11 protein-coding genes, 1 tRNA gene and 1 pseudogene are annotated in these 15898 nt (G+C 68.0%); 8 read left to right on the top strand and 5 right to left on the bottom strand.

The genetic code is table 11. The annotated features are described in order from the left end of the window. Positions 1–23: 23 nt before the first annotated feature. The 5 genes and pseudogenes from AC0CH8_RS07045 to AC0CH8_RS07025 all read left to right on the top strand — a co-directional run. Positions 24–281: a glutaredoxin domain-containing protein gene (locus AC0CH8_RS07045; protein WP_465239266.1), complete on the top strand. Its 258-nt coding sequence runs from the start codon at positions 24–26 to the stop codon at positions 279–281. Positions 282–368: 87 nt separating this feature from the next. After that, entirely contained in the window at positions 369–2174 is a 1806-nt protein-coding gene (locus tag AC0CH8_RS07040) for a methyl-accepting chemotaxis protein (RefSeq protein WP_465239265.1), read from the top strand. Positions 2175–2548: 374 nt separating this feature from the next. Continuing rightward, positions 2549–4306, top strand: coding sequence for a single-stranded-DNA-specific exonuclease RecJ (recJ, locus tag AC0CH8_RS07035; protein ID WP_465239264.1), 1758 nt, complete (start codon positions 2549–2551; stop codon positions 4304–4306). Between the two features lie 36 nt (positions 4307–4342). Beyond that, positions 4343–4417: transfer RNA gene (locus tag AC0CH8_RS07030), tRNA-Glu, on the top strand. Between the two features lie 12 nt (positions 4418–4429). Continuing rightward, a pseudogene (locus tag AC0CH8_RS07025) lies at positions 4430–4948 on the top strand (glycosyltransferase); the annotation flags it as partial. A gap of 495 nt (positions 4949–5443) precedes the next feature. Here the strand turns inward: AC0CH8_RS07025 and AC0CH8_RS07020 are convergent. The 5 genes from AC0CH8_RS07020 to AC0CH8_RS07000 all read right to left on the bottom strand — a co-directional run bounded on the left by AC0CH8_RS07020 (position 5444) and on the right by AC0CH8_RS07000 (position 9460). Further along, entirely contained in the window at positions 5444–6025 is a 582-nt protein-coding gene (locus AC0CH8_RS07020; protein ID WP_465239263.1) for a class I SAM-dependent DNA methyltransferase, read from the bottom strand. After that, positions 6015–6710, bottom strand: coding sequence for a PIG-L deacetylase family protein (locus tag AC0CH8_RS07015; RefSeq protein WP_465239262.1), 696 nt, complete (start codon positions 6708–6710; stop codon positions 6015–6017). Before AC0CH8_RS07015 ends, AC0CH8_RS07020 begins: the two co-directional genes overlap by 11 nt. Before the next feature lie 47 nt (positions 6711–6757). Then, positions 6758–7894: an acyl-CoA dehydrogenase family protein gene (locus AC0CH8_RS07010; RefSeq protein WP_465239261.1), complete on the bottom strand. Its 1137-nt coding sequence runs from the start codon at positions 7892–7894 to the stop codon at positions 6758–6760. 132 nt (positions 7895–8026) lie between these two features. Next, complete coding sequence (locus AC0CH8_RS07005; protein WP_204199565.1) at positions 8027–8296, bottom strand: hypothetical protein; 270 nt, start codon at positions 8294–8296, stop codon at positions 8027–8029. Positions 8297–8368: 72 nt separating this feature from the next. Further along, the gene (locus tag AC0CH8_RS07000; RefSeq protein ID WP_465239260.1) at positions 8369–9460 is read right to left on the bottom strand and encodes a substrate-binding domain-containing protein; all 1092 of its coding nucleotides are present in this window, start codon (positions 9458–9460) and stop codon (positions 8369–8371) included. Positions 9461–9588: 128 nt separating this feature from the next. On the opposite strand from AC0CH8_RS07000, the gene AC0CH8_RS06995 reads away from it, so the two are divergent. From AC0CH8_RS06995 to AC0CH8_RS06985, 3 genes are read left to right on the top strand one after another with little or no spacing between them, the layout of a single operon-like run. Further along, positions 9589–11640, top strand: coding sequence for a glycoside hydrolase family 31 protein (locus AC0CH8_RS06995; protein WP_465239259.1), 2052 nt, complete (start codon positions 9589–9591; stop codon positions 11638–11640). Continuing rightward, positions 11637–13097, top strand: a complete 1461-nt coding sequence (locus AC0CH8_RS06990; RefSeq protein ID WP_465239258.1) for an MFS transporter — start codon at positions 11637–11639, stop codon at positions 13095–13097. The genes AC0CH8_RS06995 and AC0CH8_RS06990 overlap by 4 nt, the downstream gene beginning before the upstream one ends. Continuing rightward, positions 13094–15892: a cellulosome protein gene (locus tag AC0CH8_RS06985; RefSeq protein ID WP_465239257.1), complete on the top strand. Its 2799-nt coding sequence runs from the start codon at positions 13094–13096 to the stop codon at positions 15890–15892. The genes AC0CH8_RS06990 and AC0CH8_RS06985 overlap by 4 nt, the downstream gene beginning before the upstream one ends. Positions 15893–15898 lie beyond the last annotated feature (6 nt).

Below are 15898 nucleotides of genomic sequence, written 5' to 3'. Positions count from 1 at the left end.
GCGCTTCCAGCGCTATAGCGGCCATGACCGACCAACCCGCCCGCCAGGCCACGCTGTACCGCATGGTACTTCCCGACCACACCTGCCCGTTCGGCGTCCGCGCCAAGCAGTTGCTTCAGGCGGAGGGATGGCAGGTCGACGACCGCATCCTGCGCACCCGCGAAGAGGTTGACGCGTTCAAGGCCGAACACGGCGTCGACACCACACCGCAGGTCTTCATCGACGGCGAACGCATCGGTGGCAGCGACGACCTGGAACGCTGGCTCGCCGACGCGGTCTGACGCCGATCTCCCTGTCCGATTCAAGCGCTAATCCGATGTTCTTGAGGGATTAACGCTTTCGACAGTGAAAGACATTATCCGGTTCCCATGATCGGCGCGGCCTCCCGCCGCCTGTCGATGGGGATTTCCATGTTTGCAAACCAGCCGATCGGCCGAAAGATCGCGACCTGCTTTTCCGTCATCGTGCTCGCCGTGCTGGCGATGATGGCGGTGCTGTACAACGCCAATGCCAGCATCGCCGATGCCGCCGCGCGTAGTGTCCGTAGCGAGAACATCCACCGCCTCACGCTGGAAATGGAAATCGCGATCCTGCGCCAGAACAGCCAGGTCCGCGGTTTCCTCATCACCGGCGATGAAGGCTATCTGAAGCAGTTCCGCGAGGCACGCGACAACGGCTCCGCAGCCGCCAAGACCCTCGCCAGCCTGTTGACCCTGCCGCAGGATCGCGCCCGCGTCGCGCAGTCCGATGCCAGGATTCGTGCATGGCGTGTCCGGTGGGGCGATCCGCTGATCGCGCAGGTGCGTGCGGGCGATCGGTCGGGTGCGCAGGCAAAGCTGTCGGCATCCAGCAAGACGGTGACGATGGTGCCCGTCCTTGCCCCGCTCCGCGATTTGCGCGCCGATGCGCGGCAGGTCATGGCCGATACCCGCGGCGCGCAGGACGCGGCGCTGCGGACCAGCCTGATTGCCCTTGCGGCCGGCGGTGTTGCGCTGCTCGGGCTCGCCATTTCCTTGTCGATGCTGCTGGCACGCCAGCTCGCCCGCCCCGTCGTTCGCCTGACGACGGCGATGGCCACGCTGGCGGCCGGTGACAATGGCGTCGTCGTACCGGACACGGATCGCGGCGACGAGCTCGGCCGCATGTCGCAGGCCGTGCTGGTGTTTCGCGACGCCGCGATCGCTAAGGCAAAGAGCGACATGGACCAGCATGCGGCGGTCAGCGGCATCGGCGCGGCGCTCAGCCGGCTTGCCGACGCCGATCTGACCACCCGCCTGTCCGGCTTCCCTGACGGCTATGGCACCATCGAACGCGACTTCAACGCCGCCGTCCAGAACCTGTCCGCGGCCCTGCTCGCCGTCAGCGATCGTTCCGCGGGGATCGACGTCAGCGCCAACGAGATCGCGCGCGCCTCGGACGATCTCGCCGCCCGGACCGAGCGGCAGGCGGCCTCTCTGGAGGAAACAGCGGCGGCGATGGACGAGATCACCTCGACCGTGCGCGACGCCGCCGATGGAGCCGCCCGATCCAGCAAGATCGTCAACGCCACGCGTTCGGAAGCGGAGGCGGTAGGCACCATCGTCCGCCAGGCGGTCGATGCGATGGGCGGGATCGAGCGCACCTCCAGCGAAATCGGCGAGATCATCGCGCTGATCGACGGGATCGCGTTCCAGACCAATCTGCTGGCGCTGAACGCGGGTGTCGAGGCCGCCCGTGCCGGCGACGCCGGCCGCGGGTTCGCGGTCGTCGCGTCGGAGGTCCGCGCCCTCGCGCAACGCTCCGCCGACGCCGCCAACGACGTCAAGTCGCGCATCGTCGCCAGCCGGACACAGGTCGAACTGGGCGTCTCGCTGGTCGCGCAAACGGGCAAGGCACTCGGCAGCATCATTAGCCGGATCGAGGAGGTCAGCGTCCTGGCTGGTCAGATCGCCACCTCCTCCGCGCATCAGGCCTCCGGAATGGGTCAGGTCAACATCGCGGTCAACGAGATGGAAAGCGTCACCCAGCAGAATGCGGCGATGGTCGAGCAGAGCAACGCCGCTGCGCGCACGTTGTCCAGCGATGCCGCAGAACTGATGCGGCAGGTCCGCCGCTTCCGCATCCACAGCGACACCCCCGCGACGGCCGCGACTCCCCTGCGGCGAACCCCCGTCGAGGCCCGCTACGCCGCCTAGGCACGCCACCGTGGGAGGTTGGCAACCGACCGCTCCATCTCCACACCGCCACCCCGGACCTGTTCCGGCACTACTCCGCTGAAATACGCGGCGGAGTAGCTGCCCCGACCGGCCGGGCACGGCGGGGAGACAGGCCGGGCTCCCAGGGCATCGGGGGCCGTCCTGTCAAACCCGAGGTGCACGCTGGACATCGGCCGCAGGCTCTCACGACCAACAAACGCTGTCCTACGCCCCACCTCCCGTGGCAAAGCGACCGCGATGACCACCAACTTTCAAGCCCCGACCGTCGCAACTTTCGTTCCGCCTCGCCTCCTGAACTTCACCCCCGCCAGCACCTCCACTTCCTCCACTTCGCCTCTTCTTCGGGCAGTTCGATGAGCGTCCTCGGCGTTGCCGCGTCGTTTCTGGGCCAGCCCTGGCGCTGGCGGTCCCTCGCGGCGGATGCGCGCGACGGTGGCATGGGAGAGGCCGATCTCGTCACGCAGCTGCTGCTGTCGCGCGGCTGCCCGCCGGATGCTCTGGAGGCGCATCGCACCCCCTCGATCCGCGGCTTCATGCCCGATCCCTCGATCTTCCGCGACATGGACCGCGCCGCCGCGCGGCTCGCCGACGCGGTTCAGGCCGGTGAGCGGGTGGCGATCTTCGGCGACTATGATGTCGACGGCGCGACGTCCGCCGCCGTCATGATCCGCGTCCTGCGATCGCTCGGGCTCGATCCCGTCGCCTACATCCCGGACCGCCTCACCGAGGGCTATGGCCCAAGCGGCGCGGCGCTCGTCCGGCTCGCCACCGATGGCGCGACGCTGATCGTCACCGTCGATTGCGGCGCGCAGGCATTCGAGGCGCTGGAGGCGGCGCGCGATCACGGCGTCGACATCCTCGTCGTCGACCACCACAAATGCGCCAGTGCGCTGCCGCACGCGCACGCGCTGGTGAACCCGAACCGACTTGACGAGCTCGCCGACGCGGCCGCGCACGGGCATCTGGCGGCGGTCGGCATGTGTTTCCTGCTCGCTGCGGCGCTCGTTCGCGAACTCCGCACCCGCGGATATTTCGCCGATCGCGCGGAGCCGAAGCTGATCGACCTCCTCGATCTCGTCGCGCTCGGCACCGTCGCCGATGTCGCGCAGTTGCGCGGCCTCAACCGCGCCTTTGTCGCACAAGGCGTGAAGGTGATGGCGCGGCGGGCCAATCCGGGCCTCGATGCGCTGATCTCCGCGTCCCGCCTGACGCGGGCACCGACCGCCACCGATCTCGGCTTCGCGCTCGGACCGCGCATCAACGCCGGTGGCCGCGTCGGCCGTGCCGATCTCGGCGTGCGCCTGCTCACCACCGACGATCCGGCGGAGGCGCAGGCGCTCGCTGCCGAGCTCGACCGCTACAACGAGGAACGCCGCGCGATCGAGGCGGCGGTGCAGGAACATGCCGACACGCTCATCGATGCATCCGCCCGCGTCGTCGTCGTCTCCGGTCGCGGCTGGCATCCCGGCGTTATCGGCATCGTCGCCGGACGCCTGAAGGAGCGGCTCGGCCGACCGGTCGTCGTCATCGCGCTGGACGACGCGGGCGTCGGCAAAGGCTCTGGCCGCTCGATCACCGGCGTCGATCTCGGCGCGGCGGTGCTGGCCGCAAAGGAACACGGGCTGCTCGCGGCGGGCGGCGGTCACGCGATGGCCGCCGGCCTGACCGTGGCAGAGGCAGACATTCCCGCGTTCGCCGCTTTCCTCGACGATCGCCTCGCCGCCGCCGTCGACCGCGCCCGCGAAGATCGGGCGCTCCTGCTGGACGCCGTGCTGGCCCCCGGCGGAGTCACCCCCGACCTCGTTCGCTCGCTGGAGGCCGGCGGCCCATACGGTGCCGGCTGGCCCTCCCCGCGCGTCGCCGCCGGCCCCGTGCGCCTCGTGAAGGTCGACATCGTCGGCAACGGCCATGTCCGCGCGATCGCCACCGGCGACGACGGCCGCGGGTTCAAGGCCGTCGCGTTCCGCGCCGCCGACACGCCGCTCGGCCAGACCCTGCTCGCCTGCGCCCCCCACCGCCGCCTCTGGCTCGCGGGCCGCGCGAAGATCGACGACTGGGGCAGCCGCCCCGCCGCCGAACTTCATCTCGACGATGCCGCCTGGGCGGATTGACGCGCCCGCTCTCTTGCCCTAGCAGCCTCCTCCGCTGGCCCCTTCGTCTAGCGGTTAGGACGCGGCCCTTTCACGGCTGAAGCACGGGTTCGATTCCCGTAGGGGTCACCATTCCGGCTTTAGATGCTCCGGTTATGTGTGAATGGCACGGTCGCCATGCGATGGCGCTCCGCTGTGCACGATCGGGAACGGTCGTGCCGTATAAGTTTTCTAACATGGATGAATATCCAGCGACTTAAACATCGCCGCGCGGCCGTCGCGCTACCGGCGAAAGACGAAGAGGATCGTCTGCCCGCCTGTCTCGCCGCCTTGGACGTCGCGGCGGGGCGGTTCGGGGGATCGGTCGCGATCGTCGCCGTCGCCAACAACTGCACGGACCGCACCGTCGCCTGCCTCCGCTCGACGCGCCTGCGCCATGCGGTCCTGCACTGGTCGGCGGTGTCGCTGATCGGGGAGCATCGTCATGCCGGCTGGGCCCGGCGGCTGGCGCTCGATGCCGCCGCAGATCACCTCATCGACACCACCGACGTCCTGATGTCGACCGACGCGGACACGGAAGTCGCGCCGGACTGGCTGATCCGGTCGCTGTCGCACATCCACACCGGCGGCGCGGACGCGGTCGCCGGCCGCGCGCTGACCCGCCGGACCGAACGGGCGGCGCTCGGCACCGACGCGATGCGTCGCCTCAACATGCTCGGTCGCTATTATACGGCACTGGACTGGTTGCGAGCCGATCGCGAGCCGCCGTCGGACGACATCTGGCCACGCCATTATTACGAGGGCGGTGCGAGCATCGCACTGACGCTGGACCTGTATCGCCGCATCGGCGGTGCACCGACTCCGCCGGTAGCCGAGGATCGTGCGCTCTTCGATGCGGTTCGCCGGGCAGGAGGGCGCGTTCGCCACCCTGTTGATGTCCGCGTCTTCACCTCCGGCCGTACCGAGGGTCGCGCACCCGGTGGCATGGCCGATGCCTTTGCGCAGTGGATCGCGCAGGGCGAGGACGAGCCCCTTCACGAAACCTATGCCTTCCCGGCGGCGCTCACCCCGGCGCAGGCCCGGTCGGAAGACCGGCTGAGCTTTCGGACGCTTGGCGGTGCAATCGACCGCGCGGGTGCGATGATCCGCGCGCGCCAGTCAGCAGTGACGCCACAGATCGAGCCGATACTGCTCCCGCCGCTCCTCGATCACGACGCTGACATTGGTCGCGAGCGCAATCCGCAGTTCCTCGACCGCGGCATCGCCGGACTTGGGGTAATCTGTGTCGCCGAGCCAGTGGACGAGCAGCAGATGCCCACCTGACGGCACGGCATCCGTTAGATATTCGGCCAGACGCAGCAGGTCGTCGCTATCCCAATAATACACGACCTCGGACAGCAGGATGAGATCGAACGGACCCGGCGGTGCCTCCTCCGGCAGGCGACGCTGCTCCAACGTGACGTTGGTAAGGCCGGTGCATCGCTCTTTTGCCGCCGCGAGGGCGGTGGGGGAGACATCGACCCCCAGCAGACGGTCGCACCGCGGCGCCAGTCGTTGCGTCAGCACGCCGTTCGCGCATCCCACCTCCAGCACCGACCCGAACTGGTCGCGGGGCAGGCTTGCCAGCGTGTGATCGTATTTCTCCCGCTCATAGGGGCTGGTGGCGAAATTCCAGGGATCGCCGCCGTCCTTGTACAGCGCTTCGAACCATTCGGAATCGATGGACGTCTCACGACGCATGGCGCGCCTCCAGCAACAGCATGTGGGGGGCGTCGACCAGCCGTCGCATGGCCCTGGGTAGCACGAAGCGTTCGGCGGCGCCGGTGATGCGCCCGCCCAATTGCGTGCGGTGGCAGGCGAGTGCACGACGCTGGTGCCCCCGCCAGCGGGCGACGGGCATCGCGGCGATGCGCATGGCCTTCAGGCGAGCGTCGAGGTCGGGAAGTGTCCACGCCCACACTGCGTAGAAGCGTGGCACGATCCGGAGGCGACGGCCGACCGCCCGCGCCAGCACGGCCGCTGCTTCGTGGTCGCAGTGCGGATCGGCCTCCCAGCTTGCGACAATGTTGCGGATGCGGTGCCGGCGGCACAGCGCGACCAGCCGGCGTACCGTGGCATCGAACTCTGGCGTATTCGCCGGAAAGGGAGCCGCATCGCGCCACCCCAGTGACATGGGCATGCCGCGCCATCCCAGCATCCGCAACGCGCCAAGAGCCTCGTGCGCGCGCGCGTCGGCCACCCGCCGCGCGCTCCAGCCGGGGGCTTCGACATGACTGCCCGAACCGTCGGTGAGAAACGTGACCGACACATGCCCGCCGGCCCCGGTCAAGGCGGCGATCAAGCCGCCCGCACCGAGCGTCTCGTCGTCGGGGTGCGGCGCGATCACCAGCCATCCGCCGCTTCGGACGGCTTCGACAGGCGACATCGGCCGCGCCCGCCGCAACGACTTCGCCCATTCTCTGCGTCCCGGTGTCACCACCAGGGATCGTCGCCCCAGCAATCTGCCTCCATCCATGCCGCCGCGGCGCGGTCGCGCGCCTGATCGGGAACCGGCTGGCGAAGATACAGGCCCAGATCGCGGGTGATCCGGTCGATCCGGCTGCCGGCGAAGAACGACGCCGTCCCCACCGCACGGGCTGCGCCTTCCATGACCTGCAACCCCGCATCCTCGACGATGCCGCGCGTCATCATCACGCAGGCGATCGCCTGGGGTCGTGCGGTTTCCGCCAGGCGCGCCGCTCGCGCGACCCAGATGTTTGCAGAGCGGGTGGCGGCTACGGCCGCGCCGAACCGGACCCGCTGGATCGGATCGGCGCCCTTGCCCGTCGCCAGCAGATGGGTACGCCAATGCCGCAGCAGCGCCTCGATCGCGCCAAGCTGGACGGCGGTGAACCGCCATGCTCCCGCCGAAAAGCGCGGCTCGCGCTCGTAATCGCCCGGATCGCCGATCAGCGCATCGCGGGAGACGATCATACCGTCGAAATCGAACGTTCCGCTCATCGAGCCGCGCATGCCCCGGACCTGCCATGCGGAGTTGTCGACACGGTCGGGTTGTCCGGCGATGTCCGCCAGCACCATTTGCTTGGCGCCATCCGGCAGCGTCGCGGTGATGAGCGCCCGGTCGAGATGGCCGGCACCTGTCGCGAAACACTTGGCGCCAGACAATGCGAACCCGTCGCCGTGACCCGCCAGAGTCATGCCCGGCGCCGGTTCGGTGTTCCACACCGCGAACGTGCGATGCGCCACCAGATCCTCGATCAGCGTCGCGCGCTGTTGAGCGGAGCCATAGGCTTCGACAAGCTGGACGGCATTAATATGCCCTTCGAACACACGACCCAGACTCAGATCGGCACCGCCGACCCGTCGCAATACCGTCAGCAAGTCCGCGATCGCTGCTTCATCGGGCAGCGCGACGAAAGCTTCCAGTCCTCCCAGGTGGGCGAGATCCCTGAGACGAGCCGCGGGAAAGTCTTCGGGCCCGTTCGCCCGGTCCCAGTCTGCGGTCACCGCCCGCACCTGATCGCCCACGACCGCCCTGTCCGCGCGCCGGTCCGGGAACGAACCAACGTCGGTGGTCGGCGCGACCACCCGAAGTGCGTCGTTGCTCATGAGCGAAGCCTGTTGCTGCGCGGGGTCATCGAGGATCAAACACGAAAGGGCGCCCGACATCGTCGAGCGCCCTCCAGTTCGAGCCGCGCTTGGGTACGGCCCGATCTGTTCCTGTAAACCCGCGAGTGCAGATCACATGCCGTTCGACAGGTTGGTGTCCGGATCGTTGGTCCGCATGTCTTCCGCCTGGTTCTGGCCGGTGTCGCGAACCGCGTCCGCCCGGTTTTCCAGCCGGTCTTCCGCGGCGTCGGTCGTCGCGTTGTCCGCGGCCTCTTCCAGATTGTCGGCAACGGCCTCGCTGTTCGCTTCGATATTGTCGGCCGCCTGTTCGGTGGGGGTCGAATTGCACGCCGCCAGCGAGGCCAGACCCGTCGCGGCTGCCAGAATGAGCATCTTTTTCATAGTTCGACCCCTGTTGAAGCTGCGTATCAGCCGGGTGCGAAATGGATCGCGGCACGGATTTGTTCCGGCCGTTCAACGATCTGACAGGACCGCGCCCCCCGCATGAATCGCCGTCCCCGGCGCGATCTCGCCCGAATGTTCGCTGTCGCCCGGCATCAGCGTCAGTGGCCACAGCGTCTGGACGACCGGCGGCGCACCGTCGTCCTCGCCGCCCGCTTCGTTGCGGACGAGCTTCGGCAGCAACGCGCGGGCGAGCCCGATTCCCAGTTCGCGCAGATCGAGCGAAAAGCATGTCAGCCGCGGCTGCAACGCGGATGTCGACGGGTTCGCCCGCGCTCCAATGACCGCGATATCCGCCCCCGGCACCAGCCCCAGCTGGCGCAGGCCGGCATAGACGCCGACCGGAGCGGTCTCCCCCATCACCAGCACGGCGGACGGCGGATCGTCCAGGCTCATCAACGCCGCAATCGCCTGTTCCCCGGCGGTTTCGTCACCGGCGCCCTGCCGGATCAGTTGCTCGTCCACGGCCAGCCCGGCGGCGCGCAGCGTCTCGCCATATTTGGCGATCACGACGTAACTGTTGTTCACCGTCGCCGGTGGCGCGACGAGGCCGATCCGCCGGTGCCCTCCGGCCAGGAAACGGGTCAGCCCGTTTTCGACGAGGCCCTCGAAGTCCAGGTCGATCCACGGCTGATCTCCGCCCGATGCACTCCGCCCCAGCGTCGCGAACGGAATATCCTTGTCGAGGAGGAACGGGATGCGCGGATCGTTGCGCTGCGTGGCCGACAGCAGCCAGCCGTCCGCGATGCCGCGCGACACGTTGCGCCGCAGGAAATCGAGCTGATCCTCCCCCTCGCGCGCCAGCAGCACGATCAGGTCGATATCCGCTTCCGCAAGGCCGGCCTGGATCCCTTCGAACAGCGCCATGAAGAACGGATCGCCATGCGCCGCGCTGTCATGCTCCAGCGTCAGCATGAAACCCACCGAGCCCGTCCGCCCCCGCCGCAGCGATCGGCCGGACTGGTTCGGCGTGTAACCGTGCGCCGCCGCCGCCGCGACCACCCGCTCTCGGGTGGCCGGATTGACGTCCTTCTTGCCGTTCAGCGCCCGCGAAACCGTTCCGATCGACAGGTCCAGATGACGGGCGAGCGCGCGAATATCCATCCCGCTTCGTCGCGACATCGGGCGTTCGGCGCAAGTACGTGTTGACAGCAGGATCGATCGGAACGATTGTCCGTAAACGTTTACGGAAGGCTGCGACAGACAGCGCCGGGATTGAGGATCGGACTGGAATGGACACGCTGACGCTGGAACCGGACGCCGTGTGTTGGTCGTACGACGGCGAATGGTTGCGGATCGAGGCGCATGGCCGCGACGGACTGCGGCTGCGCGCATCGATCTATCCCCAGCATGACCAACCGGCCGGTGCGCTGCTGCCCTCCGACGATTCGGCTGCCGTCGTCGCGCGCGACGGCAACATCGCGCGCATCACCAATGGCCGCATTGTCGCGGAGGTGGATCTGCAAGGCCGCGTCCGCTTCCTGAGCGGCGATGGACGCGTATTGCTGGAGGAGAAGTGGCGCCAGCGCGACACCGTCACGAAATACTGGACGATCGGCGAGCCGGAAACGCGCAAGATCAGCGCCCTCGCCCTCTCCGGTCGCGAGTTCAAGCCCCTGCATGGCGGCACGTCGAGGATCACGGTCCGGTTCGAGGCGAAGACGGGCGAGCGGCTGTACGGGATGGGGCAGTATCAACAGCCCAATCTGGACCTCGCCGGCTGCTCGCTGGAACTCGCGCAACGCAATTCGCAGGCCAGCGTACCCTTCGTCATCTCCAGCGACGGCTATGGACTGTTGTGGAACTCGCCGGCGGTGGGCGAGGCATGCTTCGCCGCGAACGGCATGCGCTGGACGTCCGATGCCGCTCGCGCGGTCGATTACTGGATCACGGCAGCGGACACGCCGGCAGATATCCTGCACAACTATGCGGCGGTGACCGGCACGGTTCCGATGATGCCGGTTTATGCGACCGGGCTCTGGCAGTGCAAGCTCCGGTACCGGACGCAGGACGAACTGCTCGACGTCGCGCGTGACTACCACCGGCGCGGTATCCCGCTGGCGGTGATCGTCGCCGACTTCTTCCACTGGCCGGTACAGGGCGATTGGCGGTTCGATCCGCGCGAATGGCCGGACCCCGCCGCGATGACTGCCGAACTTGCGGCGATGGGTACCGCGCTGATGGTATCCGTCTGGCCGACGGTCGATCCGCGTTCCGAGAACTACGCCGAAATGGCCGAGCGCGGCTATCTGGTGAACACCAAACGCGGCATCGACATCCACCAGGATTTCCTGGGCAACACGCGCTTCATCGACACCACCCATCCCGGCGCCCGTGCATTCGTGTGGGATGTCGCGAAGCGCAATTACCGCGACAACGGCGTCAAGCTGTTCTGGCTGGACGAGGCGGAACCCGAATTCAGCGCCTATGACTTCGACACCTATCGCTACCATGCCGGCGACGTGCAGGAGGTCGGCAACGCCTATCCGCTGCACTACGCGCAGGCGTTCCACGACGGGCTGAAGGCAGACGGAGAGACGGAGATCGTCAGCCTCGTCCGTTGCGCCTGGGCGGGCAGCCAGCGTTACGGCGCGCTGGTCTGGTCCGGCGACATCCAGAGTTCGTTCGACTCGATGCGCAACCAACTCAGCGCCGGCCTGAACATGGGGCTGGCGGGTATCCCGTGGTGGACGACCGACATCGGCGGCTTTCACGGCGGCCATGTCGACGACCCCGCGTTCCACCAACTGCTCGTCCGGTGGTTTCAGTGGGCGGTCTTCTCGCCGCTCCTGCGCATGCACGGCCACCGCGATCCGATCACGCCCCCGGAAGTGCCGTTCCGCGACGGCATCGCCCAGTGCGACACAGGCGCTGGCAACGAGTTGTGGAGCTTTGGCGACGACGTGTACGCGATCCTGCGCCGCTATGCCGCGCTGCGCGAGCGACTCCGACCCTATATCGGCGATCTGATGCGGGCCGCACACGAACGCGGCGACCCGCTGATGCGAGCGATGTTCTACCAATATCCGGCCGATCCGCGCTGCTGGACGATCGACGACCAATATATGTTCGGACCCGACATCCTCGTCGCGCCGATCCTGGCCGCGGGAGCGACCGCCCGCTCTGTCTATCTGCCCGAGGGCGACTGGATCGATCCCTGGACGGGTGACCGGCTGAACGGCGGCGACACGATCGAACGCGACGCGGCGCTGGACCGGATACCGGTCTTCGTCCGCGCCGACGCGGCGGTGATCGACGCCTTCGCCGACACGAACGACGAGTGAATCAACACGGTACGGCGCGCGCGACAGCACCGATCGATCGGGAGGGCAAGATGGGCGGAATGGCGGTGATGGAAAACGGCGGAACGGTCGGCGACGGCACGCCCGGCCGCACGGCGGTTGGTGGACTGCCGGTGCCCTTCTTCGAAAAGGTCTGTTACGGCCTCGGCGACGCCGGCGGCACGATCATCACCGGCCTGATCGCGAACTTCCTGACCTTCTACTACACCGACGTGTTCGGGCTGGCGCCTGCGGTCGTCGGCATCATCTTCGTCTCGCTGCGCATCTTCGACGCCATCTCCGATCCGCTGATCGGGATCATGGCCGATCGCACCCAGACGCGCTGGGGCAAATTCCGCCCCTATCTGCTCTGGACCGCGCTGCCTGTCGGCATCAGCTGCTTCCTGACCTTCCAGTCGCCCGACCTCGGCTATGACGGCAAGGTCGCCTATGCGGCCGCGACCTATTTCCTGCTCGCCCTGTCCTACTCGCTCAACAACGTTCCCTATTGCGCGCTCATCACCCGCATGACCGACAGCGCGGAGGACGGCGTATCCTGTCAATCGGTGCGGTTCGCGCTGGTGGCCGTGGCGTCGTTCACGGTATCGGTCGGGCTGCCGATCATGGTCCGGTATCTGGGCGGCGCGGACATCGCGCGCGGCTACCGTGACGGCGTCGCCATCCTCAGCGCCATCGCGGTCGTGCTGTTCCTGATCTGCTTTCTGTTCGTCCGCGAACGCGTCACCGACACCGCCGCGTCCGAAGAGGCGTCGCTGCGGGTCGCCGTCGCCAACACGCTCGGGAACACCCAGCTGCGGCTGACCTTCGTCATGACGCTCCTGCTGATCGGCATCTTCAATACGAAGGGCGGCGCGGCGTTGTACTTCATCACCTACGTCCTGAACGGCGACGCCACCTATCAAGCATTGTTCTTCGGCACGGCGACGATCGGCGGCTTCATCGGATCGATCGTCGTCCAGCTGTTCACGCGGCGGTTTGCGATCTGCGACGTGTACGTCTGGGTCAACCTGATCCTGGTCGCCGGCCATTTCGCGGCGTTCTTCGTACCCGGCGATATGCCGAACCTGTGGCTGGTGCTGGTCGCCCTCTGCTGCATCGTGCTGGGCTGCACGCTGCCGCTGCATTTCACGCTGATCCAGCTCGCCGACCAATATGGCGAATGGAAAACGGGGATGCGCTCGTCGGGGATGAGCTTCGCGTTCAACCAGTTCTTCGTGAAGCTCGCCTGGGCGCTGGCCGGCGTGCTCATCAGCACGGTGCTGGTCGCGGTGTCCTACCGGGCGGGAGCGGGCAACCAGACGCCGCTGTCGCTGACCGGCATCACCCTGTTGTCGACCATCGTACCCGGCATCCTCCACCTGCTGCTGGCGCTGACCGCCAGCCGACTGGCGCTGAGCCGTGCGACGATCGCCGCGATGACGGCGGGACGCCCGGCATGATCGCGCCTGCCATCCTCCTGCTCCACCGAAAGCGCCTCGCCATGATCCCGACATCGCCTTCCGTTCGCAAGCGCGCCGCGTCGATCGCCGCCCTGCTGGGCGCGGCCAGCCTCTGCGCGACGGCATCGCCGGCGCAGGACACCGTCCCGCCGACTGCGATCCGCGCAGAGGCGGGTCGCCTGACCGTCGACCTTTCCAGCGACACCGGCCCGTATCACGGTGGCGCATCGGGCACGCTCTACGGCCTGTACGATGCACGCCTGCCCTCCCCCAACCTCGTCGAAGGGATCGGACTGCGGACCGTATCGACCAAGGCGCAGGACGGCCCGCAGCATCCGGGCGCCGATGCCCTGGAAGTTGTACGGCTGCTGACCGACGCGTCGGGTGGCGACACCTACATCTACATGACCGACATCACGCGGCACTTCCCCTATCGGTGGAAAACCGGCGACTGCGCCGCGTCGGTGACCAGCTACATCGAGAAACTGCGCGCGCAGGTCGAGCAGGTGAAGACGCTAGCGCCCCGATACCGCGCCCGCATCGTCTTCGTGCCCTACAACGAGCCCGAGGGGAACATGTTCGGCGACGGGCCGGAAAGCTGCGACGGCACCGGCTGGCAGAAGAACCCCAGGGTTTTCTTCGATGCATGGGATCGCGCCGTCCGGATGATCCGCACCGCGATGCCGGATGCGCGGATCGCCGGACCGAACACCAGCCGCCTGTTCGACGAGAATCTCGGCTTCCTGCGCCATGCGGTCGCCGCCGACACGCTGCCCGATGTCATGACATGGCACGAACTCAGCGATCCCGCCACGGTTCGCGCCAGCGTCGGCCGCTATCGCCAGTGGGAGGATCAGGTTTTTGCCGGCACCCGACACCGCGGCAAGCACCTCCCGATCAACATCAACGAATACGCGTACAACTACCACACGTCCGTGCCCGGCCAGATGATCCAGTGGATCGCCGCGATCGAGGATGCGAAGGTCGATGCCGACATCGCCTATTGGAACATCGACGGCAATCTCAGCGACTCCGCCGTCCAGGCCAATCGCGGCAACGGTCAGTGGTGGCTGCTGAACGCTTATGCGGGGATGACCGGCCACACGCTGGCCGTGACGCCGCCACGACCGGGTCAAAGCTACACCTTGCAGGGTGTCGCGACGCTCGATCCGGCGAAGAAGCAGGCGCGCGTCATCCTCGGCGGCGGCAACGGCGCGAACACGCTGACGCTCGCCAACATCCCCGCGGCGACGTTCGGCCGCAACGTCCGCGTCTTGGTGCGGGAGATCGGCTGGAGCGGACAGCTCGGCGATGCGCCGCCGCCGCGCGTGGTGGCGGACCTGACGATGCCGGTCGCCGCCGGCTCGCTGGCTATCGCGTTTGGCCGCGGCGCGCTGCCACTTCTGCGCGAGGAGTCCGCGTACGAGGTGATCGTGTCGCCCGCCGGTGGCGGCGCGGCGGCCCGCGATCCGGTCCTGTGGCGGCAGGATTACGAGGCGGAAAAGGCGGCGCGGCACGGCACCGGCCTGACCATCAAGGGACCGGAAGGGTCCCCCAAGGCGGTCGATCGCTTCTACACGTCCGGTGGCTATTCGGTGGCGGGGTTCGCGACCGATCGCGATGTCCGTCTCGATATCGCGGTCGATGTTCCGCGCGACGGGCTCTACGACCTGCGCGTCGTCGCCAACAGCTTCAACAAGGACACTGCCGTCGCCGCCCACGGGGCGACCAACGTCTTCCTGCGCATCGACGGCGCGACCGCGGGCGAGCGCGAATTGCTGCTGCCGCTCGGCTACAAACCCTCGGTCTGGGATCATGCCGACACGACGGTGTCGCTGACCCGCGGGCGACACGTCGTGACGCTCGCCACGCGGAGCCTCGACGGCCAACGCCGCACGGTCGGCAACGCAGCGATCGACCGCGTCACGCTGTCGCTGTCTGATCCCGCGGCAACGGATACGGTGTACGAGGCGGAGTACGCCTCGCTCGCAGGCACGACGCCGACCTATGGTGGCCTCGCCAAGTCCGGGCCGGGCGCGGTGGCCCTCCCTCGCGGCGCAACGGCCACCTTCTGGGTCTACGCCCCCTCGGACGGACTGACACCGGTGGGTATCGACACGGTCGGACGCGGAGGTACCAGCGTCACCGTCAACGGCACGCCGCTCGCGGCCGGATCGACGGCGTTCCTGCTGGGCGGCATCAACAAGCTGGTGGTCAGCGGCACGACGCCGACGACGCGGCTCGACCGGATCCGTGTCGGCAAGCCGGTGATGACGGGGGCTCGCGTCTACGAAGCGGAAGCGGCGACGATCGCCGGCTCCGCCGCGATCGCCCCGGCATCGCGCGCCATCGGCGGCCACGCCGTCGTCGGTATCGGTGGCGAGCCGGGGAACGGCAACACGCTGACCTTCGCCGACGTCGTCGTCGACCGGGCGGGGCGGTACGCGCTGACCATTCGCTATGCGAACGACGAACAGTCGCAGGCCACGCACTACAACCCGGACCCGCTCGCCCGCCGCGCGCTGATCGCGGTGAACGGCGGCGCGGCGATGCCGGTGACGTTCCCCAACAGCTTTCACCGCAACAACTGGTGGGAACTGACCGTCCCGGTGACGCTGCGCGCCGGTCGCAACAGCGTGCGCTTCTCGGGCGAGGAACAGCCGAACTTCGACGGCCGCAGCTACGCGTCGCAGGCGTGGCCCGGCGTGCTGCTGCGATCCCGCTTCGCGCCCGACATCGATCGCATCGCGGTCACGCCGCTCGCCGCCACGCAGCCGGCCCGCCGCCGACCGTAGGCACCG

The organism is Sphingomonas sp. AC435, from assembly GCF_979253005.1.
The sequence above is the reverse complement of the archived record's forward strand: the minus strand, read 5'-3'. Positions and strand labels throughout refer to the sequence as shown.

Coding starts and splice junctions, on each gene's coding strand:
- AC0CH8_RS07045 (WP_465239266.1), top strand. CDS start 24: ATGACCGACCAACCCGCCCGCCAGGCCACGCTGTACCGCATGGTACTT.
- AC0CH8_RS07005 (WP_204199565.1), bottom strand. CDS start 8,296: ATGAAAAAGATGCTCATTCTGGCAGCCGCGACGGGTCTGGCCTCGCTG.
- AC0CH8_RS07040 (WP_465239265.1), top strand. CDS start 369: ATGATCGGCGCGGCCTCCCGCCGCCTGTCGATGGGGATTTCCATGTTT.
- AC0CH8_RS06995 (WP_465239259.1), top strand. CDS start 9,589: ATGGACACGCTGACGCTGGAACCGGACGCCGTGTGTTGGTCGTACGAC.
- AC0CH8_RS07000 (WP_465239260.1), bottom strand. CDS start 9,460: ATGGATATTCGCGCGCTCGCCCGTCATCTGGACCTGTCGATCGGAACG.
- AC0CH8_RS07015 (WP_465239262.1), bottom strand. CDS start 6,710: ATGTCGCCTGTCGAAGCCGTCCGAAGCGGCGGATGGCTGGTGATCGCG.
- AC0CH8_RS06985 (WP_465239257.1), top strand. CDS start 13,094: ATGATCGCGCCTGCCATCCTCCTGCTCCACCGAAAGCGCCTCGCCATG.
- recJ (WP_465239264.1), top strand. CDS start 2,549: ATGAGCGTCCTCGGCGTTGCCGCGTCGTTTCTGGGCCAGCCCTGGCGC.
- AC0CH8_RS07020 (WP_465239263.1), bottom strand. CDS start 6,025: ATGCGTCGTGAGACGTCCATCGATTCCGAATGGTTCGAAGCGCTGTAC.
- AC0CH8_RS07010 (WP_465239261.1), bottom strand. CDS start 7,894: ATGAGCAACGACGCACTTCGGGTGGTCGCGCCGACCACCGACGTTGGT.